The 26,476-nt window shown below is 61.3% G+C and carries 16 protein-coding genes; 8 read left to right on the top strand and 8 right to left on the bottom strand.

The genetic code is table 11. The features are described from left to right. Positions 1-214 precede the first annotated feature (214 nt). The 3 genes from C4J83_RS13160 to C4J83_RS13150 are packed head-to-tail and all read left to right on the top strand — an operon-like array spanning position 215 to position 5,174. Positions 215-1,372, top strand: coding sequence for an efflux RND transporter periplasmic adaptor subunit (locus C4J83_RS13160; RefSeq protein WP_124417244.1), 1,158 nt, complete (start codon positions 215-217; stop codon positions 1,370-1,372). An 18-nt stretch (positions 1,373-1,390) separates the two neighbouring features. Next, on the top strand, positions 1,391-4,480 hold the full coding sequence (locus tag C4J83_RS13155) for a multidrug efflux RND transporter permease subunit (protein WP_124417243.1): 3,090 nt from the start codon (positions 1,391-1,393) through the stop codon (positions 4,478-4,480). A 52-nt stretch (positions 4,481-4,532) separates the two neighbouring features. Next, positions 4,533-5,174: a DUF1345 domain-containing protein gene (locus tag C4J83_RS13150; RefSeq protein WP_106577860.1), complete on the top strand. Its 642-nt coding sequence runs from the start codon at positions 4,533-4,535 to the stop codon at positions 5,172-5,174. A 71-nt stretch (positions 5,175-5,245) separates the two neighbouring features. Here the strand turns inward: C4J83_RS13150 and C4J83_RS13145 are convergent, their stop codons facing one another. The 3 genes from C4J83_RS13145 to C4J83_RS13135 all read right to left on the bottom strand — a co-directional run bounded on the left by C4J83_RS13145 (position 5,246) and on the right by C4J83_RS13135 (position 11,828). Continuing rightward, a complete protein-coding gene (locus C4J83_RS13145; RefSeq protein WP_256660672.1) occupies positions 5,246-7,528 on the bottom strand; it encodes an autotransporter outer membrane beta-barrel domain-containing protein in 2,283 nt (760 codons plus the stop codon). A 251-nt stretch (positions 7,529-7,779) separates the two neighbouring features. Beyond that, positions 7,780-9,855 carry a hypothetical protein gene (locus C4J83_RS13140; RefSeq protein ID WP_256660671.1) on the bottom strand — a complete coding sequence of 692 codons (2,076 nt, stop codon included), beginning with the start codon at positions 9,853-9,855 and terminating at the stop codon, positions 7,780-7,782. A 131-nt stretch (positions 9,856-9,986) separates the two neighbouring features. Continuing rightward, the gene (locus C4J83_RS13135) at positions 9,987-11,828 is read right to left on the bottom strand and encodes a hypothetical protein (protein WP_256660669.1); all 1,842 of its coding nucleotides are present in this window, start codon (positions 11,826-11,828) and stop codon (positions 9,987-9,989) included. 391 nt (positions 11,829-12,219) lie between these two features. Between C4J83_RS13135 and C4J83_RS13130 the strand changes: the two genes are divergently transcribed. The 5 genes from C4J83_RS13130 to C4J83_RS13110 all read left to right on the top strand — a co-directional run bounded on the left by C4J83_RS13130 (position 12,220) and on the right by C4J83_RS13110 (position 17,400). Further along, a complete protein-coding gene (locus C4J83_RS13130) occupies positions 12,220-13,278 on the top strand; it encodes a LacI family DNA-binding transcriptional regulator (RefSeq protein ID WP_124417242.1) in 1,059 nt (352 codons plus the stop codon). An 87-nt stretch (positions 13,279-13,365) separates the two neighbouring features. Continuing rightward, the gene (locus C4J83_RS13125) at positions 13,366-14,148 is read left to right on the top strand and encodes a sugar phosphate isomerase/epimerase family protein (RefSeq protein WP_124417241.1); all 783 of its coding nucleotides are present in this window, start codon (positions 13,366-13,368) and stop codon (positions 14,146-14,148) included. Next, the gene (locus C4J83_RS13120; protein ID WP_124417240.1) at positions 14,141-15,082 is read left to right on the top strand and encodes a sugar kinase; all 942 of its coding nucleotides are present in this window, start codon (positions 14,141-14,143) and stop codon (positions 15,080-15,082) included. Before C4J83_RS13125 ends, C4J83_RS13120 begins: the two co-directional genes overlap by 8 nt. Positions 15,083-15,127: 45 nt before the next feature. Continuing rightward, positions 15,128-16,426, top strand: coding sequence for an MFS transporter (locus C4J83_RS13115; RefSeq protein WP_124417239.1), 1,299 nt, complete (start codon positions 15,128-15,130; stop codon positions 16,424-16,426). After that, positions 16,423-17,400, top strand: coding sequence for an NAD(P)-dependent oxidoreductase (locus tag C4J83_RS13110; protein ID WP_124417238.1), 978 nt, complete (start codon positions 16,423-16,425; stop codon positions 17,398-17,400). Before C4J83_RS13115 ends, C4J83_RS13110 begins: the two co-directional genes overlap by 4 nt. Before the next feature lie 925 nt (positions 17,401-18,325). On the opposite strand, the gene C4J83_RS13105 is transcribed toward C4J83_RS13110, so the two are convergent. The 5 genes from C4J83_RS13105 to C4J83_RS13085 form a co-directional block, all read right to left on the bottom strand. Next, entirely contained in the window at positions 18,326-20,029 is a 1,704-nt protein-coding gene (locus tag C4J83_RS13105) for an AMP-binding protein (RefSeq protein ID WP_124417237.1), read from the bottom strand. Between the two features lie 30 nt (positions 20,030-20,059). Next, positions 20,060-21,358: an acetyl-CoA C-acetyltransferase gene (locus C4J83_RS13100; protein ID WP_124417236.1), complete on the bottom strand. Its 1,299-nt coding sequence runs from the start codon at positions 21,356-21,358 to the stop codon at positions 20,060-20,062. Next, positions 21,355-22,245, bottom strand: a complete 891-nt coding sequence (locus tag C4J83_RS13095) for a MaoC family dehydratase (RefSeq protein ID WP_124417235.1) — start codon at positions 22,243-22,245, stop codon at positions 21,355-21,357. The genes C4J83_RS13100 and C4J83_RS13095 overlap by 4 nt, the downstream gene beginning before the upstream one ends. 3 nt (positions 22,246-22,248) lie before the next feature. Then, positions 22,249-23,592 carry a 3-oxoacyl-ACP reductase gene (locus tag C4J83_RS13090; RefSeq protein WP_124417234.1) on the bottom strand — a complete coding sequence of 448 codons (1,344 nt, stop codon included), beginning with the start codon at positions 23,590-23,592 and terminating at the stop codon, positions 22,249-22,251. A gap of 148 nt (positions 23,593-23,740) precedes the next feature. Further along, positions 23,741-26,266: an acyl-CoA dehydrogenase gene (locus C4J83_RS13085; protein WP_124417233.1), complete on the bottom strand. Its 2,526-nt coding sequence runs from the start codon at positions 26,264-26,266 to the stop codon at positions 23,741-23,743. Between the last annotated feature and the right edge of the window lie 210 nt (positions 26,267-26,476).

The following is a 26,476-nucleotide window of genomic DNA, read 5'->3' as shown; positions in this document are numbered from 1 at the left end:
GGTTCAGTGGCTAGATTGATTGGCTGATCCACCGCCATCGGGGGCAAGCCCCCTCCCACATTTGATCTTTGCTGTTTGCAGGATTGTGCAAGGATATACGCCCTCAGGCGACTATGGGTCGCGCCTTACATTTCTTCACAGACGAGCTACACAGCTTCACAGCACCACGGCGCAGGTGTCTTTAGGATGCGCCAGTCAATATTGGGATATGAGCATGTCGAAGAATTTGTTTGCGCCGTTTTGCCTGCTGGCCCTGGCGCTCGCCCTGAGCGCGTGTGGCCAGTCGGCGGACGAGGCGCCACCAATGCCGCTGGCCAAAGTCCGCATCGAGACCCTGCAAGCCAAGCCTCTCTCGATCAGCAGTGAACTGAGCGGGCGGATCGCCGCGCCGCGTATTGCCGAAGTGCGCGCACGGGTGGCCGGTGTGGTCATGCAGCGCGTGTTCAAGGAAGGTCACGACGTGAAACAGGGCGACGTGCTGTTTCGCATCGACCCCGCCCCGTTCAAAGCCGACCTGGACAGCGCCCAGGCCAACCTGAGCAAGGCGCAGGCCAACGCTTTCCAGGCGCGTCTGCAGGAGCAGCGCTACAGCCAGTTGGTCGAAGGCAACGCCATCAGCGGCCAGGATTACGACAATGCCCGCGCCGCCGTGCGCCAGACCAATGCCGAAGTCGCCGCCAACAAAGCCGCCGTCGAGCGCGCCAAACTCAACCTGGGCTACGCCACCGTGACCGCGCCGATCTCCGGGCGCATCGGCCGCGCGCTGGTCACCGAGGGCGCGCTGGTCGGGCAAAACGAAGCCACGCCGCTGGCGATCATCCAGCAACTGGACCCGATCCACGCCGACCTGACCCAGTCCACCCGCGAGTTGAACGACCTGCGCCGGGCCTTCCGTGCCGGCAGCTTGAGGCAGGTCGGCCAGGACCAGGCCAAGGCCACGCTGATCGAGGACGACGGCAGCCTGTACCCGCTGCCGGGCAAATTGCTGTTTGCCGAAATCAGCGTCGACCCCGGCACCGGGCAGATCATCCTGCGCAGCGAGTTCCCCAACCCGGACCTCGACCTGTTGCCCGGCAGCTTTGTACGCGTGCGCCTGGAACAGGCAGTGGACAAACAGGGCATCAGCGTGCCGCAACGCGCCATTACCCGTGACAGCGCCGGCATCCCGATGGTGCTCTTGCTGGACGCCGAACAGGTCGTCAGCCAGCAACCGGTGGAGCTGGGCGCGGTGATCGGGGATCGCTGGATCGTCAGCAACGGCCTCAAACCCGGTGACCGCATCGTCGTCGAGGGCCTGCAACACGCACGCCCCGGTGAAAAAGTCGAAGTGGACGACAGCCCAGCGCCGAATGCCCAGGCCTCGGTCCGCTAAGCAAAGGAATACCTGACAATGCCGCAGTTCTTCATTGACCGCCCGATCTTCGCCTGGGTGGTCGCCCTGTTTATCCTGCTGGCCGGCGCCCTCGCCATTCCGCAGTTGCCGGTGGCCCAGTACCCCAACGTCGCACCGCCGAAGGTGGAAATCTACGCGGTGTACCCGGGCGCCTCGGCCCAGACCCTGGACGAAAGCGTGGTCAGCCTGATCGAGCAGGAGCTCAACGGTGCCGATCACCTGCTGTATTTCGAATCCCAGAGCAGCCTGGGCTCGGCGACCATCACCGCGACGTTCCAGCCGGGCACCGACCCGGAAATGGCCCAGGTCGATGTGCAAAACCGTCTGAAGGCGGTAGAGCCGCGCCTGCCGCAAGCCGTGACCCAGCAAGGACTGCAGGTGGAGAAAGTGTCTGCCGGTTTCCTGCTGCTGGTGACATTGACCTCCAGCGACGGCAAGCTCGATGACGTCGCGCTCAGCGATTACCTGGCGCGCAACGTGATGAACGAGCTCAAGCGCATCGAGGGCGTGGGCAAGGCGCAGCTGTATGGCGCCGAGCGCGCGATGCGTATCTGGATCGACCCGCAGAAGCTGATTGGCTTCAACCTTACGCCGGCCGACGTCAACGCCGCGATCAGCGCGCAGAACGCGCAGGTCTCGGCGGGCAGCATCGGGGATTTGCCGGGCACCCACACCCAGGAAATCACCGCCGCCATTCTGGTCAAAGGCCAGCTGTCGACGCCGGCGGAGTTTGCCGACATCGTGCTCAAGGCCAACCCGGACGGCTCCACCGTGCGCATCGGCGATGTGGCGCGGGTGGAAATCGGCAGCCAGGAATATCAGTTTTCCACACGCCTGAACGGCAAGCCGTCCACCGCTGTCAGTGTGCAGCTGTCGCCGGGCGCCAATGCGCTGAACACCGCGACGCTGGTGCGGGCGAAGATGGATGAGCTGTCGCGCTACTTCCCGGCCAATGTGGAGTACAAGATTCCGTACGACACCTCGCCCTTCGTCAAAGTCTCGATCACTAAAGTGATTTACACCTTGCTGGAAGCCATGGCGCTGGTGTTTGCGGTGATGTTCCTGTTTCTGCAGAACGTGCGCTACACGCTGATCCCGACGCTGGTGGTGCCGATCGCGCTGATGGGCACTTTCGCGACCATGCTGTTGCTGGGGTTTTCGATCAACGTGCTGACCATGTTCGGCATGGTGTTGGCCATCGGCATTCTGGTGGACGATGCGATTGTGGTGGTCGAAAACGTCGAGCGCATCATGGCCACCGAGGGCCTGTCGCCCAAGGAGGCCACGCGTAAAGCCATGGGACAGATCACCGGAGCCATCGTCGGCATCACTTTGGTGCTGGTCGCGGTGTTCCTGCCGATGGCCTTTATGCCGGGCTCGGTGGGCGTGATTTACCAGCAGTTTTCGCTGTCGATGGCCACCTCGATTCTGTTCTCGGCGTTTCTGGCTTTGACCCTGACCCCCGCCCTGTGCGCCACTTTGCTCAAGCCGATTGCCAAGGGCGAGCACCACGCCAAGGGCGGTTTCTTTGGTTGGTTCAACACGCGTTTTGAACGCCTCACCGACCGTTATGAAGGCTGGGTGGCCTACGCCCTCAAACGCAGTGGTCGTTACCTGCTGATCTATCTGGTGCTGCTGGTGGGCCTGGGCTGGATGTTCAGCCGCCTGCCCTCCTCGTTCCTGCCGGTGGAAGACCAGGGTTACACCATCACCGATATCCAGCTGCCACCGGGCGCTAGCAAGAACCGCACGGTGCAGGTAGCCGAGCAGATCGAGGCGCATAACGCCCAGGAGCCAGGGGTGGGCGATACCACCATGATCATGGGCTTCAGTTTCTCTGGCTCCGGGCAGAACGCGGCGCTGGCATTTACCACGCTCAAGGACTGGTCCAAACGCAGCAGCGACGATTCTGCGGCGGCAATTGCCGACCGCGCCAACGCCGCGTTCAGCGAGCTCAAGGATGCGATTGCCTATGCGATCCTGCCGCCGCCGGTAGACGGCCTGGGCACCTCGAGCGGTTTCGAGTTCCGGTTGCAGGACCGTGGCGGTGTCGGCCATGCCGCCTTGATGGCGGCGCGTACTGAGCTGCTGGCGGCCGCCGAGAAAAACCCGATCCTGGCCAATGTGCGTGAAAGCGCCCTGGCCGAGGCGCCACAAGTGCAGTTGGAAGTAGACCGCAAGCAGGCCAATGCACTGGGGGTTTCCTTTGCTGACGTCGGTAATGTGTTGTCTTCAGCCATCGGCTCGGCCTACATCAACGACTTCCCCAACCAGGGCCGTATGCAACGGGTGGTGGTGCAGGCCGAAGGCGATCAGCGCAGCCAGGTGGCGGATTTGTTGAAGATCAATGTGCGCAACAACGCCGGCAAGATGGTGCCGTTATCGGCATTTGTCGAAGCCAAATGGACCCAGGGCCCTGCGCAGCTGACCCGCTACAACGGCTACCCCGCCATCGCCATCAGCGGCGAAGCGGCGCCAGGGCACAGCACGGGTGAGGCCATGGAAGAAATCCAGCGCCTGGTCAGCCAACTGCCCGCAGGGCTGGGCCAGGAATGGACCGGTTTGTCGCTGCAGGAGCGTCTGTCCGGTTCCCAGGCGCCGTTGCTGTTGGGCCTGTCGCTGCTGATCGTGTTCCTGTGCCTGGCGGCGCTGTATGAAAGTTGGTCGATCCCGACCTCGGTGTTGCTGGTGGTGCCGCTGGGCGTGCTCGGTGCGGTATTGGCGGTGAGTTTTCGCGGCATGCCTAACGATGTGTTTTTCAAGGTCGGCTTGATCACCATCATCGGCTTGTCGGCAAAGAACGCGATCCTGATCATTGAATTTGCCAAGGATTTGTATGAGCAAGGCGAGGACCTGATCGACGCCACCTTGAAAGCCGCGCGCCTGCGCCTGCGGCCGATCATCATGACGTCGCTGGCGTTTATCCTCGGCGTGGTGCCGCTGGCGATTGCCACCGGCGCCAGCTCCGCCAGCCAGCAAGCCATTGGCACCGGGGTGATCGGCGGGATGATCACCGCAACACTGGCAGTGGTGTTTGTGCCGGTGTTCTTTGTGGTCGTCATGAAGTGGGTGCGCAAGCGTCCATAACCCGTCTGAAAATGCGCTATGGTGCTCACAACCTCTCTTGTTGTGAGCACCTATGGCCTTCCTCGCCCGCACCCACCCTCGCCTTTCATCCGCCGCCGTACTCGGTCTTGCCGTGGGCATTCTGGCGCCTGCCGATACGCTGATCAGCAAAATCCTCATCGGCTGGAACGCCGGCGTCTGGACCTACCTGCTGCTGATGCTGTGGCTGGCGACCCGTGCTCGCGCCGACGACGTAAAACGCATCGCCGAGATCGAAGACGAAAACGCCGGGCTGGTGCTGTTCATGGTGTGCATCGCGGCGATTGCCAGCCTTGCGACCATCACGGTGAACCTGGTGGGCAGCAAAGACCTCGACAGCACGGCGCGCCTGCTGCATTACGGCTTTACCGGCATGACAGTGGTCGGCTCATGGTTGCTGACCGGGGTGATTTTCAGCGTGCACTACGCACGCCTTTTCTACACCTGGGAGGGCGAGGAGCCGGCGTTGCGTTTTGCCGAAGGGTTGCGCAACCCCAACTACTGGGACTTCCTGTACTTCTCGTTCACCATCGGCGTGGCGGTGCAAACAGCCGATGTGGGCGTGGCCACGCGCGGTCTGCGCAAAGTGGTGCTGGGCCAGTCGTTGATCGGTTTTCTGTTCAATACGGCGATTCTGGGTTTTTCGATCAACATTGCCGCAGGGTTGTTCAGTTAGGCCCAGCGTGCTGATCAGACGGGCAAAAAAAAGGGGAAGCCGAGGCTTCCCCTATTTCGTGCACATGTACTTTAGAAGGCGTACTGCAAACCTGCCGTTGCGCCCCAAGGCATGTCGTATGCCTTGCCTTTGCTGTGACTGACTTCGGCATGCAGGCTAAGGTTTTTCGACAACGAAACAGCCATGCCGCCCGCTACCTCGACGCTCGCGCCCGAGAGGTTGTTATTAAACCTCTGATCGTTGATGTACACCCGGTTGTCCGGGCTGAAATCACGCGCCGCCGCCGTCCGCAGATACGGCTGCAGAATGCTGCCGCTGTCCAGTTGGACATTTTTGCCCAGGGTGACACCCACCTTGCCGATGGCTGACGTGGCACGATCGCTCTTTGCCTTCAGGCCGTTGTCCATGGTGTAGTTGGCGCCACCAATGGCGGCGACGGACAACTGGGCAAACGGTTCAACATACAGGCCCTCATCGTCGAGCTTGATGTTTTTGCCCACCTCGGCAGATGCGCTTACCGCGTCTTGCGTGTATTTGCCTTTGGCACGTTGGCCGTCGCTCATGTTGACCTGGCTTTGGCCTTTGAGTTTGTTGACCTTGCCCACCAGATCCACGTACACGCCGCTTTCTTCATCCAGCCAGGTTGCATAGGTACCCAGGTAGTAGCTGTTGACCATACCGCTGCTGCCACGGCTCAGGCCCAGGGTTGAGTTGCTGTAACCGCCCATGACACCGAGCGTCCACTGGCCGTCACCCGCATCCAGCGCCGTGTCGGCACCGATGGTCAGGCCGGTCTGGTTCTGTGAGTAGCCCACGCCGTTGCTGTTGGCCGCCACGTCAATCTTGTTGCCGTAGCCGCGCATCCACAGGCCCTGGCTCTTGCCTTGGCCAAAGCGGACTTCGCCCATGCGGGTGCGCAATATGCTCGACTCACCCACCAGTACCGCAGGTGCAGCGTTGGCCAATGCCAGCACCGCCTTGGCGCTGGTACTGGTGCCCTTTTTCTCGGTATCCAGGTACCAATCGGTCCCTTCCTGCTTGAGCCCATATTCGAAAGCGCCGACATCGACGGTATCGCCCACCAGCCCGAACCTCGCGCCGCCGCTTTCGGTGTGTACCACTTTGATGGCCTCACCGGTAGCCAACTCCGAGCCACTGGCGCCAATCAAAAGTTGGTGATTACCTTCGGCGTTGCCATTGACATTCAACAGGTCGGTCTCGCCGGTGTTGAAGTTGGTGTGCATTTTGAACGTGCCGTTACCGGTCAGGTTATGGGTGTTCAGTTGAAAGAATTGGCCCGGGGCGCCAAAGACTACGTTGCCGCCGCCCATTTTCAGGGTATTGACCTGGCTGTCACCCACCAGCACCCATTGGGCGTTGCTGTTGACGTCGAGTTGCTCGACATTGCGCAACTGGCCGGTCAGCGAGGCATTGTTGTTGAGTTGCACCATGCCCGTGCTGCCCGCGCCAATGATCACGTCGCCGATCAACTGGCTGTTGTCGACGAACAGGTTGGCGCTGGAGTTATTGTCCACTTGAAGCAGCACGCCATTACCGCTGAGCAGGTTCGAACCGTTAAGAACCTGGATATCAGCCTTGGTGCTGTTGGTAAGCGGCGGATTGACCAGGATGGCTGAACCGCTTTTGCCCTGGACCACGGAATTATCCAGGATCAAGGAGTTGGTCCGCGTCAGGTCCCCCTCCATGCGCATATTGACCCCGTTCACCCCGCCAGTAATACGGCTGTTATTGCGCGCCACGGCGTCGGCATTAAGCAGTACCAAACCTATACCTGTCGCAGCCGTAGCGTCGACGCGGGCATTGTCCAGGTTCACCGTGCCGTAGCCGGCGGCCGAAATACCGCGGGTAGCACCGATAACACTGCTGTCTTTGACCGTGAGGGATGAGCCATCCGTGCCGCCTGTCGTGCGGGTGACACTCACACCCCAACCCGTGGCGTTGGTGACCGTACTGTTATTGGTGATTAAGGCACTGCTGTTACCCGCGACCGAAATGGCCTGGGTGATCGTGGGGCGCGCCGTCACCTGGGAGTTATCAACGACCACTTTCGATTGCAGTCGGGCTTCAATATCTAACGTTTTGCTGCCCGGCTCCAGGGTCAAACCAGCGTTAACCATTTGAATCTGCCGGGTCGTCGCACCGTGCGCAATCAGGCTTGATCCGCCAGACAGTACATAGTTATCAAGCGGCGTAGCGGCCGATATCGACGTATTGGGCAAAATGACTTGGGTTTGCGCTTGCGCAGTGGGGGCAACCAGGAACATTAACGTGACGGCCGGGGCTGACAGCGCAAGGCTCAAGGGTGTTGGTTTGAAGTTAAATACTGCCGACATATAATGGACCTCTAGTTCCTGCACGAAACGATAGGGCGGGTTCTAAATCTCGTGGGACCCAGCCCATTAAGCGGCGCCATGATTGACTAGCATTCGCTTAAAATCTGTAGGATTTCTCCCAACCAATCAGATAAAAATCAACAGCTGCTGTGGGGTGGTGGCGCCCTCTACGCCTTTAAAAAATTCAATATAAAGCCAGGAATACCAAAGAGGGTTCTGCCCCTCTCTGGTAACTACCTCAATGTTTTAACCTAAGCAGGCACAACGCCGCCGGCGCAATAGTTGGAACTTCCCGTGCCCGGACGGAAACCTCGCACTCGATAATTGGCGGGAAGCGAAGGCACTGTTTGCCCCAGATATTGAGTATCAAAGGTTACTGTTGCCGAGCCTTGGGTCAACAACGACCGGTTGGCGTTGATCGGGTTAAACAGGACCGTGGAACTTACGTCAAATGTAAGGTCCCACCCAATATTGGCAGCCGTGGCATCGGGCACTGTAAACGTTCTAGATTCCGTGACCACGGACGGGGGTGTCTGGGTATTATTCTGGAACCCGACGAACGTCACGTTTATAAGTTGACCCGCGCTCAAATAATCCGAGCCTGGAATATGGATGATGAGTCTGCCGCTGTTAATCGGCCTCAGCGTATCGCAGTTCAGCGTACCGGTATTATTAAGGACTCTCGGTGCTTCCATTCGCAAGATGACAGAGTCGACGATCACCGTTGTATTGACCGACACACTTGGGTTTGCACTGGCCGCCGACGTGATGGTGTAAGACGCCAACTGCGTAGGGCCGCCCAACGCTCTGATATCACTGAAGGGAATGGTGAAATCCACGAACCCACTGGCAGGCAGGGTCACGATATTCTGCGCTTGCAGATGGCCACCATAATTCAAGGTCACCGTGAACGGCAGTGATGCGGCCGGCAATGCAGGCGTCGTCCACAATGGAATTCGAGCCCTTGCCGCCAGATTTACGTCATCAACCTCCAAATGGTTGTCAGGCCCGAATGTGCCCCCGGCGCGCATTGCTTGGACCACCACGGGCAACAGGTTGGGATTCAAGTTGCCAGGCCCGACGATCACCGGCCCCACAGGCCCCACGATAGACAGGTCCAGATCGAACGGTGTTTCCAACGGCGGCGTCGGATGGGTGTTGGCGCCGCGACGCACGACGTACGAAGCCGTCACCGGCACCCGGTTCTTGCCGGGTGTTTGAGGCCCGTACAGCGTATCCATATTGGCCGCAGTGAACAGAGCCGGCACCGGGAATGCAGTGGTGCCCAACGGCACCGTGACCTGGATTGAGGCGAACGTTGAGCTCAGCGCGACGACGATTTCATCCGTGGGGCGCAGCGCATTCGTGTAGCTGGGAACCAGCACTCGTACGCCGCCTCCGGACAATACATCAGCCCGATCAATCAAGCCGTCACCGGGCACTGCCAGTACAACAGTTGGCGCAGAAAATTCGGTGGGCAATGGCGCCTGTGCCAGGTCCGCCAAATCCAGGCTGTACGAGAGCTCGGACGGGTTGCCGGCCACGTCGAACAGGCGATAGCGCAGACTGAAGTTGCCCCGGCGTTCAGCCGCCACAACACTTGCCGGCAACGGAAGAGTCAGGGGCACGGCCGGATCAACCCGGAACTTTGTTTCCGGGTTAGGCGGCGCAAATGCGTAAGGCTTATCCGAAGAGCCGAAAAACATTTCGATGTAATCGCCATCGGACAGGCCGTTTTGCGCGTCGTAGGGAATCGGTAACAGCGCCGTCTGGTTTGGCTGACTCTGAATATAGGCAAGGTCCAGAGGCCCGACCAGGCCCACCGGCAACGAGGGTTCCGGCGGGTTGATGCGGGGACGGTCATAGGGCGACGTCTCATCGACGACCAGCAGCTGCGGGACTGAAAAATTATCGACGCCCGAGTCGGCAATGAGCACCCGATACCTGACCAAATACACACCCGGGGGACGATAGGCTTGCGGTATTGCCACCGGCACTGGATCGGGTTGACTGGTCAGTCGGCGTTGAAACCGGGTGCTGCTGGAGCCGAAATAGGCATCTTCGGCATCGACATCCAAACCACTCAGATCCAGGTACGGAGCAATCTCGACCGTTAATACATCCATCGCCGCGGGGTCGGTACTGGCGCCGTCCCACAGGGGAATATTCAAATTGGTGGACTGTCCTTTTGAAGCCGCACGCGTCAGCAACCCCGTGTATCCGATCACTTGGTCAGCAAACACGCCCAGTTGAAATCTTTCGGGTGTGTAATCGGAGGGCGCCCTGGGTACAAAAGCATCTATGATTTGTCTATTTGTAAGTTCCATTATCTTGCTCCGGACAGTTAAACGGCTAAGACTAACAATGCTCTTCGCCAATTGAATAAATCTTGTTTTTCAACCACGAAGCTTTACTGCAAAACCAAATACCTTGTGTACACCTGACACACACCGATGATTCAACCCGACACAATTCCATTTGCAGAACAATAACGACCTGTACCGTAAGTCAAATCAACTCTGACTCGTCCCGGGAGTGACTCGCCAACTTTCACACCGTCACGCCAGACTTCATAACTGCCGGTTGCCGATCCGTACTTGCGCACCGGCAATAGCGTCGTGTCGAACGAATTCAGAACAATGATTGCGCCGGCCACTGTATGTGCGGGCTCCCATAACAGTGACCGACTGACTACAACGCTTGTATTTATAGTGCTCCAGTTATTCTCATTGAAGCCTTGCCACACGAACTTGAGCATGTCGCCCACCCGTAGCGCGGGGTTGGGTGTTATTAACCAACGCACGCCATCTTTCAACATTGACCACGGCACCCCGTTAACCGGGTTGGTTTGCGAACTGCAGGTCAAGTAACCATTGGTCAGCGTGTGTTGTATAAGCGGTGCAGGCAGTGGGACAAGCTGGGTATTCACATTGGTAACGGGGGAGCGTTGCTCGTTAAAGCCGTTGGTGGTGGTGTAATGCACCGCGTACACCGCGGCAGTGGCGCCGCTGATCACGGACCACGGCACATCGCTGAAAAACACCCAGCTACCGGCACTATCAGCGGCGCCCACAGCATAGGTGGCCACCGGGCCTGCCCCGTTCCAGTACAGGCTCAGCGAGTCGCCCACACGGGGCGTATCAAACAGCCGCACTCGCACGCGAACCGGGTAACCTCGGTCTGCATCAACCAGCGTGTTGATGCCTGTGCGGCCCACAATTTCCACCGGCGCCAACGTCGGGTTCAGCAATGCCGGTGCATTGGGGTGATCCTGGCCGGCGATCGTCAGGTTTACATTGACGGAAAGAGACTTGGACGACGTCGGCACAGGGTTGAGGCCATAAATTTCGTAGCGTACCGGGACGGTCTGCGCCGCCAGCACCGGACTCGGCCCCCGCAGAACCGTCCAGGGGATGTCCACGTCGAACGGCAGTTGCGACACCAACCGGCGCGTGGTGGGTCGGTCATCCCAATACACAATCACTTCATGCCGGGCAGCTGCGGACCATCCCGGGTAGCTGTCTATGCGCACAAACACGCCGCCGCCTTCATCGACGCGAGCGTCATTGCGCTTGATCAACTCGTCGTTGTAGATCGGCGGACGAATGCTCGGGGCTGGCAGCCCCAGGGACAGCACAAAGGGCAGCCCGCTGCTCAACGTGCTGAAATTACCGGCCTCGTCATAGATCCGATAGAACAGGTACCCGGGGCCATTGTTCAGGTCGCGAAACGCATCCGAGTTCAAGGTTGCCGTGGGTGGCGTGGTGCTGAAATTTACCAGCGAGCCGCCGTCCGCCAGCTTCAACGGAGGCGCAGGCGAATTGGATAAAAAGAATTCAATACGGTCGTTGGGCGCCGCGACGTTGTAGACCGGAATGTAAAACGCCGTGGGCTGATGGTCTGTCAGATACTGCGCGTTGATCGCCGGCTCTGGCGGTACGACAAAGCGTGCCATGTCTGTCGGCGCGATCAATTTTGGCGGTTCCAGGTCGATTGTGATCGTCACTGGCAAACTGGTGCTCTGCCCGCCGACATTGCGAACGGTGTAGTAAAGGCGCGCGACTCGACTGCGGCTGCGCAGGTTGAGCATGCTGATTTCACGCTCGAAAAAAGCCGGGATGTCCGGTGGTGGCGGCCCGATCAGAAACCGGTCGAGAAGCCTGATGCCATCATCGCTCTCCCACCAAAGTTCACACGTATGCACCGGGTCAGCCGGGTCACCCGGGATGGCGGGCGTTGGCATCGGCTCCCACGCGGGAATACGCACCTTCAACGGGCTGAGCAACAGTTGCAGTGGCACGACCCCTCTGCCATCGGCGGTCATAACACCTGGGACCGTAGCGGGATCCAAGCCGTCGCCTATGACGGCCTGCCTGGTTAAAAGCCGGGAACGCGTGTAGGGCTTTCGGATAGTCGACATGTTCCGGCCTCAGGAAAAGTTTCAGCATGGCGAGTCACGAGAGCAATGCCTTCGTGCCTGCCATGGAAAAATTAAACGCCTAAAGCCTGCACACGGATACTGTCAGAACTAACAGGTAGGCCCATCCACTCGTCGTTTTTTTCAGCGCTGTGCACGCGCCTATTTCTAAATATTCCTTGACGAAAGGCGCCGCCTGGCATTTTATGAAACCGGTTTCAGAGCTTCTCTCAGGCACTGAAACGGCTAATTCCAATAAGAAAGGCCCGTTATCGTGACTCCATTTTCCGCCGCCCAGCGCAGCCGCGTGACCATGCTTGATGTTGCCGAGCGCGCCGGCGTGTCCAAAGCCAGTGTGTCGCGCTTTATCGGTGATGACCGCGCCCTGCTCTCCGACGCCATTGCGCTGCGTATCGAACAGGCCATCAGCGAGCTTGGCTACCGCCCCAACCAGATGGCCCGAGGCTTGAAACGTGGGCGCACACGCTTGATCGGCATGCTGGTGGCCGATATCCGCAACCCCTATTCCATTGCCGTGATGCATGGCGTCGAAACCGCCTGCCGCAAGCACGGCTACAGCCTGGTGGTGTGCAACACCGACCGCGATGACGAGCAGGAGCGCCAGCACCTGGCCGCCCTGCGCTCGTACAACATCGAAGGGCTGATCGTGAACACCCTCGGCCATCATCTTGACCAACTGCTGGAACTGCAGCAGGAAATGCCGCTGGTGCTGGTGGACCGCAAGGTCGAGCCACTGCACAGCGACCTGGTGGGGCTAAACAACGCCGCAGCGGTACGCATCGCCGTCGAACACTTGCAACAGCAGGGTTATCGCGACGTGTTGCTGGTCAGCGAAGCCGCCGATGGCACCAGCTCACGCCTGGAGCGCCAGGCCAGTTTCAAGGCCGAGATCGCCAGCCGCCCGGGGCTGACCGGCGCGGTGCTGGAGCTGGACGACGCGCTGCAAAGCCGCCTGCAGGCCTTCCTTGCCACGCCCGGCCCGAAAGCGCTGTTCTGCGCCAACGGCATCGCCGCGCTGGCCTGTACCCGTGCGCTCAAGGCCTCAGGCTGCCGGCTGTTTGAGGATGTCGGCCTGATCGCCCTGGATGATCTGGACTGGTACCCGCTGGTGGGCAATGGCATTACCGCCCTCGCCCAGCCTACTGAAGCGATTGGCGCCAGTGCCTTTGACTGCTTGCTCAAGCGCCTGGGGGGCGATGATGCGCCGACGCGCACCCTGGATTTTTTGCCGGAATTAATCATCCGTGGTTCCACACAATCCCTTGTGGGCGCTGGCTTGCCTGCGACGACGGTTTACCAGGCGAAGCCGTAATCGCCTGACACACCGCCATCGCAGGCAAGCCCGCTCCCACATTTGTTTTGCGTATAAAAATGAAACCGGTTTCAGAGGTAAACAACAATGCACAAATACCCCGTCTCCATCAGCCTTTCCAGCTACGGCGCCGAGTGTGTTCGCCAACAGGGCCAACTGAGTTTTGTCGACGTACTGAGCGCTGCCGGCGCCCAACGCATCGAATGGCGTGAAGAACTGCTGACCACCGAGCACCCGGCCACACTCGCCCAGGCTGCCGCCGCGCATGGCCTGGAATCGGTGTACTCCTCGCCGCTGGAACTGTGGGTCGCAGGCCGCGCCCAGCCCAACGCCGAGCTCAATGACACCCTGGACCGCGCCCAGGCATTCGGCGCGCGCTGGCTGAAAGTCTCCCTCGGCTACTTCACCGACACCAACGACCTGCAAAGCCTGCACGCCCTGCTCAACCGACACCCGGTCAAACTGCTGGTGGAAAACGACCAGACCCTGCACGGCGGACGGATCGAGCCGATGCAGCGGTTCTTCACCGAGGTCGAGCGCCTGGGCCTGCCCGTCAAGATGACGTTCGACATCGGCAACTGGCAATGGCAAGACCAGTCCGCCCTCACCGCGGCGCGTTTGCTCGGTCGTCACGTGGATTACCTGCACTGCAAGGCCGTGGCCCGGCGCCAGGACGGCAAGCTGGTGGCCCTGCCGCCCGGCGCCACAGACCTGCATCTGTGGGAACAACTGCTCAAGCATATGACTCAAGGTATTACCCGGGCCGTGGAATTCCCGTTGCAAGGCGATGACCTGACCGAGGTCACCACGCAACAGGTCGCCGCCCTAGCCATCCTTGGCCAACCCCGTGCGGAGAATGCCCATGTCTGAGATCGATATCCTGTCGTTTGGTGAAACCATGGCGATGTTTGTCGCCGAGCAGACCGGCGATCTGGCCCAGGTGGCGCAGTTCCACAAACGCATTGCCGGCGCCGACAGCAATGTCGCCATTGGCCTGTCGCGCCTGGGGTTCAATGTGGCCTGGCTGAGCCGGGTGGGGAATGATTCCCTCGGGCGTTTTGTGGTCGACACCCTGAAAAAGGAAGGCCTGGATTGCCAGCATGTGGCGGTCGATCCCTTGCACCCCACCGGTTTTCAGTTCAAGTCCCGCGAAGAAGCCGGCGCAGACCCTCAAGTGGAGTACTTTCGCAAAGGCTCGGCAGCCAGCCACCTGTCCATCGCCGCCATCAGCCCCACGCTGCTGCAAGCGCGTCACCTGCACGCCACCGGCATTCCGCCGGCGTTGTCCGAGGCCACCCGGGAGCTGTCCCGCGAGCTGATGACGCAGATGCGCAAAGCCGGGCACAGCGTGTCGTTCGACCCGAACCTGCGCCCATCGTTATGGGCCAGCCAGGCGCAGATGATCGCCGAAATCAACGCCCTTGCCGCCATGGCCGATTGGGTCTTGCCGGGTTTGAGCGAAGGTCGCTTGCTCACAGGCTTCGAAGACCCGGCCGACATCGCCGCGTTCTACCTCGACCAGGGCGCCGAGGCCGTGGCCATCAAGCTTGGGCCGGACGGCGCCTATTACCGCACCCAGATGGACCAGGGCTTCGTTGCCGCCGTGCCGGTGGAAAAAGTCGTCGACACCGTCGGCGCCGGCGATGGTTTTGCCGTCGGCATGATCAGCGCACTGCTGGAAAACCTCAGCTTCCCCGAAGCGGTACAGCGCGGTAACTGGATCGGCAGCCGCGCCGTGCAGAGCCGCGGCGACATGGAAGGCTTGCCCACTCGTTCGGAGTTACCCACTCGATCCGTTGCATGACGTACACCCTGTTGCCACAACTACAACAAGCTCAGGAGCAACTCCATGGATACCTTGAAACTCGCCACCCGCCGCTGGTGGTACATCATGCCTATCGTGTTTATCACCTACAGCCTGGCGTACCTGGACCGCGCCAACTACGGCTTCGCCGCCGCCTCCGGGATGGCCGAAGACCTGATGATCACCCCCGGCATGTCCTCGCTGCTGGGCGCGCTGTTCTTCCTCGGCTACTTTTTCTTCCAGGTGCCGGGGGCGATCTACGCGCAAAAGCGCAGCGTTAAAAAGCTGATTTTTGTCAGCCTGATCCTCTGGGGCGGCCTTGCCACCCTGACCGGCGTGGTGTCCAACGCCTACATGCTGATCGCCATTCGCTTCATGCTCGGGGTGGTCGAAGCCGCCGTGATGCCGGCGATGCTGGTGTACCTGTGCCACTGGTTCACGCGTGCCGAACGCTCGCGCGCCAACACCTTTCTGATCCTCGGCAACCCGGTGACCATGCTGTGGATGTCAGTGGTGTCGGGCTACCTGGTGCAGCATTTCAGCTGGCGCTGGATGTTTATCATCGAAGGCATACCGGCGGTGATCTGGGCGTTTATCTGGTGGAAGCTGGCGGATGAAAAACCCGCCGACGCCACGTGGCTGAGTGAGCAGCACAAAAAAGACCTCGAAAGTGCGCTGGCCGCCGAACAAGTCGGGATCAAGGCGGTGAAGAACTACGCCGAGGCCTTCCGCTCGCCCAAAGTGATCATCCTGGCCCTGCAGTTTTTCTGCTGGAGCATCGGCGTTTACGGCTTTGTGCTGTGGCTGCCGTCGATCCTCAAGGCCGGCCTGCAAATGGACATGGTCGAAGCCGGCTGGCTGTCGGCGTTGCCTTACCTGGCGGCGGTGATCGGCATGCTCGCGGTGTCCTGGGGCTCGGACAAACTGCAAAAACGTAAACGTTTTGTGTGGCCACCCCTGCTGATTGCCTCCATTGCGTTCTATGCCTCCTACGCACTGGGCGCCGAACACTTCTGGTGGTCCTACAGCCTGCTGGTCATCGCTGGCGCGTGCATGTATGCGCCTTACGGGCCGTTTTTTGCCATCGTGCCGGAGATCCTGCCGGCCAACGTCGCCGGCGGCGCCATGGCGCTGATCAACAGCATGGGCGCGCTGGGCTCGTTCGGCGGTTCGTACCTGGTGGGTTACCTCAACAGCACCACCGGTTCGCCCGGCGCTTCGTACCTGCTGATGAGCGGTGCGCTGATGCTGTCGGTGGTGCTGACGATTTTCCTCAAGCCCGGCGCCAGCGACCGTGAACGCGCGCCGATGCCGACCCTTGGATTGAAGGTGAAAACCCGATGAAAAAGTCTGTCGTTTTATACAAGAAACTCTCTGCGCCCTTGATGGCCCGCCTGCACGAGCAGGCCGACGTCACGCTGATCGAAGCCCTCGACGAACCTGGCCTGGCCAAGCTGCGCGAGGCCTTGCCCCGCGCCCAGGGGCTGCTGGGTGCGAGCCTGCGCCTGGACGCCAAGCTGCTCGACCTGGCGCCACACCTTGAAGCGGTGGCCAGCGTCTCGGTGGGGGTCGACAACTACGACATCGACTACCTGACCCAGCGCGGCGTCCTGCTCAGCAACACGCCGGACGTGCTCACCGAAACCACCGCCGATACCGGTTTTGCGCTGATCCTGGCCACCGCGCGCCGGGTGGTGGAGCTGGCCGACATGGTGCGTGCCGGCCAATGGAGCAAGAACATCGACCCGTCCCATTTCGGCACCGACGTGCATGGCAAAACCCTCGGCATCATCGGCATGGGCCGCATCGGCGAAGCCCTGGCCCAACGCGGGCATTTTGGGTTTGGCATGCCGGTGATCTACCACAGCCACTCGCCCAAGCCGTTGGTGGAAGAACGCTTCGGCGCGCAGTACCGCAGCCTGATCGATTTGCTCAAGGAAGCTGACTTTGTCTGCCTGACTTTGCCTCTGACCGCCGAAACCGAAAAGCTGATCGGCACTAAAGAGTTCGCGCTGATGGGCCCGGAGACAATCTTTATCAACATCTCGCGCGGCAAAGTAGTGGACGAGGCGGCACTGGTTCAGGCGCTGCAGCAACGCACGATTCAGGCAGCGGGCCTGGACGTGTTCGAGCGTGAGCCGTTGAACCACGATTCGCCCCTGTTGCGTTTGAACAACGTGGTGGCCACGCCGCACATCGGCTCGGCGACCCATGAAACCCGCGAGGCGATGGCCAAGTGTGCGGTGGACAATCTACTGGCGGCGCTGTCGGGCGAACGCCCGAAAAACCTGGTCAATCCAGCGGCCTGGAAACACTGACTCCCTGTGGGAGCGGGCTTGCCCGCGATGGCGGTGGGTCAGTGCCAAAGGTGCAAACTCACAGACTGCATTCGCGGGCAAGCCCGCTCCCACATTGACCGTGTTCATCCAACGCGGCTTGCCGTGTAAACCCAATCCCTGTGGGAGCGGGCTTGCCCGCGATGGCGTTGGGTCAGTGCCACATGTGCAAACTGAAAGACTGCATTCGCGAGCAAGCCCGCTCCCACATTGACCGTGTTCATCCAACATAGCTTGCTGTGTAAACCCAATCCCACATTGGCCGTGTTCATCCAACATAGCTTGCTGTGTAAACCCAATCCCACATTGGCCGTGTTCATCCAACATAGCTTGCTGTGTAAACCCAATCCCTGTGGGAGCGGGCTTGCTCGCGAAAGCGGTGGGTCAGTGCCACCTGTGCAAACTGAAAGACTGCATTCGCGGGCAAGCCCGCTCCCACATTGACCGTGTTCATCCAACGTAGCTTGCTGTGTAAACCCAATCCCTGTGGGAGCGGGCTTGCTCGCGAAAGCGGTGGGTCAGTGCCAAAGGTGCAAACGGACAGACTGCATTCGCGGGCAAGCCCGCTCCCACATTGACCGCGTTCATCCAACGTAGCTTGCTGTGTAAACCCAATCCCTGTGGGAGCGGGCTTGCTCGCGAAAGCGGTGGGTCAGTGCCAAAGGTGCAAACGGACAGACTGCATTCGCGGGCAAGCCCGCTCCCACATTGACCGCGTTCATCCAACGTGGCTTGCCGTGTAAACCCAATCCCTGTGGGAGCGGGCTTGCCCGCGATGGCGGTGGGTCAGTGCCACATGTGCAAACTGACACATTGCATTCACGAGCAAGCCCGCTCCCACATTGACCGTGTTCATCCAACGTAGCTTGTTGTGTAAACCCACATTTGGGCCGTCGTTACCTTCGAATCAGCGCAAGGCGCGGCGTAGCACTTTGCCCACGGTGGTCTTGGGCAACTCGCTGGTGCGGAACTCCACATACCGCGGCACTTTGTAACCCGTCAGGTATTCGCGGCAATGGGCGAGGATCTGCTCTTGCGTGAGGTTAGGGTCCTTGCGCACCACGATGATCTTCACCCTTTCCCCAGTGACGCCATCTTCCACGCCGACCGCCGCCACCTCACCCACGCCCGGGTGCATGGCCACCACGTCTTCGATTTCATTCGGGTACACGTTGAAGCCCGAGACCAGAATCATGTCTTTCTTGCGGTCCACCAGGCGGATATAGCCGCGCTCGTCCATCACACCGATATCACCGGTCGACAGCCAGCCCTCGGCATCCAGCACCTCGGCGGTTTCCTTGGGCCGCTTCCAGTAACCCTGCATCACCTGCGGCCCGCGCACTTGCAGTTCGCCTTGCTCACCGGTGTCGGCCAGCTCACCGTCCTCGCGGATAAAACGCACCCAGGTTGAAGGCAGCGGCACGCCAATGCTGCCGGTGAATTCCATCTCGCGCATGCGGGCGATATTGATCGGGCTGATGCTCACCACCGGCGAGCACTCGGTGAGGCCATAGCCCTCGATAATCGGCAGCCCGGTGACTTCCTTCCAGCGCCTGGCCACCGCCGTGTGCGTGGCCATGCCGCCGGCGATCACCATGCGCAGGGCGGAAAAGTCGCGCGCGCAGAACGCCTTGTTTTCGAGCAAGCCATTAAACAGCGTGTTGACCCCGGCAATGCCGTTGAAGCGCTCCTTGCGCAGGATCATCTGCACGCGTTTCACATCACGCGGGTTGGCGATCAGGATGTTGCGCCCGCCCAGGCACATGAACATCAGGCAGTTCACCGTCAGCGAAAAAATGTGGTACAGCGGCAGCAAGGTGACGTTGGTTTCCTGCTGGTCCTGGTCCAGTTGGTCGCCGACCCAGGCCTTGGCCTGCAACAGGTTGGCGATGATATTGCGGTGGCTGAGCATCACACCCTTGGCGTCCCCGGTGGTGCCGCCGGTGTACTGCAAAAAGGCCAGGTCGTCGAGGTTCATGGCCACCGGAAAGTGATTCAACACCCGCCCCTGTTTCAGCACCCGATTGAAGCGCACCGCCCCTGGCAGGTTAAAAGCGGGCACCTGCTTTTGCACACTGCGCAAAATGAAATTCATCGCCGCGCCCTTGAAGGCGCCCAGCAAGTCGCCAATGGCCGCCACCACCACGCGCTTGACGCTGCTGCCGGCCACGACCTTTTCCAGGGTGTGGGCGAAGTTTTCGAAAATCACCACGGTCTCGGCGCCGCTGTCCTTGAGCAGATGCTTGAGCTCATGGGAGGTGTACAGCGGGTTGACGTTGACCACCACCGCGCCGGCCAGGATGGTACCCAACAGGCAGATCGGGTACTGCAAGCAGTTGGGCATCATCAAGGCCACGCGGTCGCCCTTCTTCACGCCCTGGCCCTGCAGCCACGCGGCAAACGCGATGCCTTGCACCTGCCAGTCGGCATAGGTCATTTCGGTGCCGATGCTGACGTAGGCGACGCGCTCGCGAAATTTCTCCAGGTGCTCAAGGAACACCTCGCGCAGCGACGGGTAGTCCTCGATACCGGCCTCGATGTCCGCCGGCACGCCGGGCAGGTAAGCGTTCAACCAGATCCGTTCGGTACGTTCCAGGCTTACAGCGTTCATGGCAGTCTCCTTGTTGTTGTTTTTATAGCGCTACTTTTCGACGATGGCCGTAACACCCAGCCCGCCCGCCGCGCAGATCGAAATCAAGCCGCGCCCGCCACCGTTGTCATGAATGGTTTTGGCCAACGCCGCCAACTGCCGGCCACCGGTGGCGGCGAACGGGTGGCCGCAGCCAAGCGAACCACCGTTGACGTTGATTTTGCTGCGGTCGATGGCGCCCAGCGGTGCGTCCAGGCCCAGGCGCTCACGGCAGTAATCGGCGTCTTCCCAGGCCTTGAGCGTGCACAGCACCTGGGCGGCAAACGCTTCGTGGATCTCGAAGAAGTCAAAGTCGGCAAAGCTCAGGCCTTCACGCTTGAGCATGCGTGGAACGGCATAGGCCGGGGCCATCAACAGGCCTTCGGTGCCGTCGACAAAATTCACCGCCGCAGTTTCGCCGGTACGCAGGTAAGCCAGCACCGGCAAGCCGTGTTCGGCAGCCCAGGCCTCACTGGCCAACAGCACCACCGAAGCGCCATCGGTCAGCGGCGTGGAGTTGCCCGCCGTGAGCGTGCCGTTGTGGCGGTCGTAGGCTGGGGATAGCCCGGCGAGTTTCGCAAGGCTGGCGTCAGCCCGCAGGTTGTTATCGCGCGCAAGGCCGCGATAAGGGCTGATCAGATCGTCGAAAAAACCACGGGTGTAAGCGGCATCCAGGCGCTGGTGGCTGGTCAGGGTCAACTCATCCTGGGCCAGCCGCTTGATCTGCCAGCGCTTGGCCATTGCTTCACAGTGCTCCCCCATCGACAGGCCAGTGCGTGGCTCGCCATTGCGCGGCAGCAACGGCTTGAACAACATCGAGGGGCGCACCTTCAGCAACGCCTTGAGCTTATCGCCCATGCCCTTGGCGCGGTTGGCGGCGAGCAAGGTGTGGCGCAGGGATTCGTTGATGCCGATGGGCGCGTCCGAGGTGGTGTCGCAACCGCCGGCAATGCCGACATCAATCTGGCCCAGGGCGATTTTATTCGCCACCAGCAACGCCGCCTCAAGGCCCGTGCCGCAGGCTTGTTGCACATCATACGCGGGGGTCTGGGGCGACAATGTGGTCGACAGCAGCGACTCGCGCGCCAGGTTGAAATCGCGCGAATGCTTGATCACCGCGCCCGCGGCAAACTCGCCCAGGCGCTGGCCGTGCAGGTTGTAGCGGTCAACCAGGCCTTGCAGGGCGGCAACCAGCAAGTCCTGATTGCTGTCGTGGGCGTACACGCTGTTGGAGCGGGCAAACGGGATACGGTTGCCGCCGATAATCGCCACGCGTCGAGTCGGGGCCGGGTTGAAGCTGTAGTCACTCATTGACGGTTCTCATTCCAGACAAAAAGCCCACGCATATGCGGTTTATCGCCAGCCGCATTGCGCACTTCGAACTCACGGCGCGGGCCGGTCACGGGGCGATTCCACAGGGTGACCTGGCCGGGCAGGAAGATCGGCAGTTTGAAGTCGCAATGCGCCTGGGCGTGTTCCAGGCCGCCCGGCGGTTGCTGAGCGGCGAGTGCGCGGCCCAGGGTCCACATGCCATGGGCGATAGCGCGGCGAAAGCCAAAGATTCTGGCGCCGATCACCGAGGTGTGAATCGGGTTGAAGTCCCCTGACACCTTGGCAAAACGTCGGCCCAGGTCGGCCGGCACTGCCCAGCGTTGGCTGCGCAACAGCTCGTCTTCCTGCAACGTCAGCGCGTCTTCCCACGGCTCGCCGACCGGGGCTTTCACGTCACGGCGCAGGTACAGGCTGTCGCTCTGCCACACCAGCGCGTCGGCGCTGTAGGCCCGCGTGGCGATACTCAGCGCCTGGCCTTTGGGGTGCGCCACCCACCGCTCGCACCACACTTGCAGGCGCAACGCCTGGCCTTCGTGCAAGCGCTGGTGCTGATGAATGCGATTGGCCAGGTGCACCATGCCGCTGGCCGGATACGGAAAGCTCGGCCGGGTCAGCAGCATCAGGTGCAACGGGAACGCCAGCACGTGCGGATAGGACAGCGGCACACCCTGCTCGCGCCGGAAACCACAGGCGTGGCCATACGCGGCGACAGCGCCGGCCGACAGCGCCACCGCCGAACGCACCAGGCATTCCCTGGGCAGCAACGGCGCACCCTCAAGCTTGGGTTTGCGCAGCGCGCGCACGCCATCGAGCAACAGCTGGGTGCGCGACGGTGGCGGGTCGATGATCTGCGTCACGTAGTCCATGGTTCAGGCTCCCAGCAGGCTTTGGCCGCACACGCGTACGACTTGGCCGTTGACCCCGCCGGACGCCGGGTGCGCCAGCCAGGCAATGGTCTCGGCCACATCAATCGGCTGCCCGCCTTGGGACATCGAGTTCATGCGCCGCCCCGCCTCGCGGATCATCAGTGGAATCCTGGCCGTCATCTGCGTCTCGATAAAACCGGGCGCCACGGCATTGACCGTGACCTGTTGCGCTGCCGCCAACGGCGCCAGGCCGTGCACCAAGCCAATCACACCCGCCTTGGAGGTGGCGTAATTGCTTTGCCCCAGGTTGCCGGCAATGCCGGAGATCGACGACACGCACACAATGCGCCCGCCCGGGTTCAACCCTTGGTGGTGCAGCAACGCACTGCTCAACTGCAACGGCGCTTCCAGGTTGACCGCCAGCACACTGCGCCAGGCCGTCTCGGTCATTTTGGCAATGGTCTTGTCGCGGGTGATCCCGGCGTTGTGCACCACCACATCAAAAGCGCCGTACTGTTCGACGTGCGCCTGCAACAGCGCGGCCGAGTCGGGAGCGGTGATGTCCAGCGGCAAGGCTGAGCCGTTGACACCGGCGGCGGCCTGCTGCAGCGCTGCATGGGCTTGGGGCACATCCACACACACCACGTGGGCGCCGTCGCGGGCCAGCACCTGGGCGATGGCCAAACCAATCCCACGCGAGGCGCCAGTCACCAATGCGCGGCGCCCGGCAAAGGGCTTATCCCAGTTGACGGCAACCTCGCCATCCACCGGTTTTTCCAGGCGCACGACCTGCCCGGACACATAGGCCGAACGGCGCGACAGAAAAAACCGCAGGCTGCTGTCCAGGGCGTCTTCGGCGCCCGGCGCCACATAGACCAATTGCACGGTGATCGCCCGGCGCAGTTCCTTGGCCAGCGAGCGCACCAGGCCTTCGAGGGCGCGTTGGGCGATGGCCTGGGGCAAGTCCCGGCAATGTTCGGGCGCAGTGCCCAGCACCACCACGCGGCCATGCTGACTGAGGCGCTTGGCGTTGGCGTGGAAGAATACATAGAGCTCGTCGAGCTGCTGCAAATCGAGCACCGCCGTGGCATCGAACACCGCGCCCTGTACCTTGACCGTGGACGGCGCCCGGAGCGTCGCCGGCGTGGCCGCGACGGTGTCGGTGGCGGCAAAAATCTGCTGCACCTGCGTGGATAACCGCCCTGCCCCGGCGACGATGACCGGGTTGACCAGGCCCTGCTGGCCGCTGCGATGGCGCTGCAACGGCAACGGCTGCGGCAGGCCGATGGCCCGGGCGAGGCGCCCACCCCACGGGGAGTTGACGAAGGAGAGGTAGCTGTCACTCATAGTAAGCATTCACTCACAACACACACTGACTTTATAAACCCGATGCCGGTGGGCGCTGGCGTGCCTGCGCTGCAGACGACTCGGTCGTTCACAGGCACCGAGGTGATGCCATCGCAGGCACGCCAGCTCCCACCTTGATCGTGTTCCCCTAGTTGACCGAGGCGTTTTCGCTTTGGGGTGTGCGACGTTTGGCGCTCGGCTCCAACGCTTGTTTGCGCTGCTGTAACGCCTCAAGCAAACCAAAGTCCTGCGGGAAGTCATCGACCTGGATGCCGTGGTCGGCGTATTCCACATAGCGGCCGAGCAAGGTGTCTTCCTCGTCGCTGATCAGGTCCAGCGCCCGCGCCTTGACGCGCCAGGCGCTGAACGCGGTGGCGGAAATCGGCATCGGTTCGATCAGGCCTTGCTTGACCGCCGACTTGAAGCGAGCGTCGATCAGCTCCACCTGCGGCAACAGGCGCAAGGCCAATTCGCCGTAGGCCAGCTTGTCGATTTCCGGGCGCGGGATGTAGGAATTGGCCAACAGGCGGTCGCGGGTTTCGCCTGGCGTCTGCACCACCTCAGCCACTTGGGCCAGCAAGCGATCCGACGGTTTGCGCAGGGGAATACCGAACGGAAAACTCAAGCCCCGCACCACTGCCGCAGCGGCGTTCGAGGGGTAGTTATCGAGCACTTCGGCCAGCGCTTCATGCGCACGTAACAGCGCATCCTGAGCGGCCCAGTGCACCAGCGGCAGGTCTGCCTGGGGCCGACCGTCGTCCTCAAAGCGTTTGAGCACGCAGGACAGGATGTACAACTGCGACAGAATATCGCCCAGACGCCCGGTGATACTTTCCTTGCGTTTGAGCGCACCACCGAGCACGCCCATGGACACATCCGAGATCAACGCCAGCACCACCGACAGCCGATTGGCCTGGCGGTAGTAGGACGCCAGCGCAGGCTCGGTCTTGGCCGGTGCAGAAAGCAGCCGCCCGCCGGTCAGCGAATGCACCCCGGCGCGTACGGCATTGGCGACGACAAAGCTCACATGGCCGAACATCGCGCGGTCGAAGGCTTCCAGTGCCTGGCGCTGGTCCGGGTTACGCGCGGCTTCCATTTCGCGGAACACATACGGATGGCAGCGAATCAGCCCCTGACCAAAGATGATCAGGCAGCGGGTCATGATGTTCGCACCCTCCACGGTGATCGCAATCGGGCTTTGCTGGTAGGCACGGGCCAGGAAATTGTTGGGGCCCATGCAGATGCCTTTGCCGGCGACGATGTCCATGCCGTCGTTGACGATGATCCGCGCGCGCTCGGTGACGTGGTACTTGGCAATGGCCGAGATCACCGAGGGTTTTTCGCCGGCATCCAGCGACGCCACCGAGACCTTGCGCACCGCGTCGCAGGCGTACAAATTCCCGGCCATGCGCGCCAGCGGCGCCTGCACGCCTTCGAACTTGCCGATGGGCAGGCCGAACTGCTTGCGCATGGCCGCGTAGGCGCTGGTGCCGCGTACCGCGACTTTGCCCAGGCCGACGTTGGCCGACGGCAGGGAAATCGCCCGCCCGGCTGCCAGGCATTCCATCAGCATGCGCCAGCCGTTGCCGACCTGTGCGCGGCCGCCAATCACCCATTCCAGGGGAATGAACACATCCTTGCCGGTGGTCGGACCGTTCTGGAATACCGCGTTCAAAGGCCAGTGACGACGACCGCTGTTGACGCCTGGGTGAGACGTTGGGATCAACGCGCAGGTGATCCCCAGTGAGCCCGCCTTGCCCAGCAAACCCTCCGGGTCTTCGGCGCGAAACGCCAGGCCCAGCACCGTCGCGATGGGGCCAAGGGTGATGTATCGCTTGTCCCAGGTCACTTTGAAACCCAGCACTTGCTCGCCCTCGTGCAGGCCTTTGCAGACGATGCCCAGGTCTGGAATTGCGCCGGCATCAGAGCCCGCATATGGGCTGGTCAGGGCAAAGCACGGGATGTCTTCGCCTCGCGCCAGGCGCGGCAAGTAGTAATTGCGTTGGGCGTCGGTGCCGTAATGCAGCAGCAGTTCAGCCGGGCCCAGGGAATTGGGGACCATCACCGAAATCGCCGCCGCCGAGCAGCGTGTCGACAGCTTCATCACCACCTGGGAGTGCGCATAGTGGGAGAAACCTTTGCCGCCGTATTGCTTGGGAATGATCATGCCCAGGAACCCGGCGTCCTTGGTGTACTGCCAGCCTTCGGGGGACATGTCCTGCCAGATCTGGGTGGTTTCCCAGTCGTTGGCGATGTCGCAGAGGGTTTCGACCTCGTTGTCGAGGAAGGCTTGTTCTTCGGCGCTGAGGCTGGCTGGCGCAGCTTTGAGCAGGCGATCCCAGTTGGGTTTGCCGCTGAACAGCTCGGCATCCCACCACACCGTGCCGGATTCGATGGCGGCGCGTTCGGTGTCGGACATGGCGGGCATGATCGTACGAAACAGGCCCAAGGCCTTGCTGGTCAACAGCGCGCGCCGCAAGGGCTTGAGCGTCAGCAGCAGCGCGGGCACCACCACCAGCAGCGCCGCAACGCTGGTGCCCAGACCGGCCACCACGTTGAACAGGTAGCCAAGCGCCAGCCAGATCAGGCCAATGCCCAGCCACAGCGCGGCGGCGGCTTGTCGATACGCCAGGGCAATCGCTGCTGCGACACCCACCAATAACCAGATAACCATGGGGATACCTCTACCTAATCAGGGCATGGGCGATGCGCAGGTCGCTCGAAATGAGTGACCGCGTAAAGCCACACTACAAACTTGAAAAGACAAATTCAAATTTTGTTTTGAAATTTTTATTTAATGCCAAGGCTAAAAAAAACCAGGCTGAGCACGTCAGCCTGTTGAATCAAAAAATGCGCTGCTGCACAGGTCGCGAGCGCGCCCCCC

Origin of the sequence: Pseudomonas sp. LBUM920 (assembly GCF_003852315.1) — a bacterium.
In the GTDB taxonomy this organism is placed as follows: domain Bacteria; phylum Pseudomonadota; class Gammaproteobacteria; order Pseudomonadales; family Pseudomonadaceae; genus Aquipseudomonas.
Note: the sequence above shows the minus strand (reverse complement) of the source record. Positions and strands in the feature narration are given on the sequence as shown.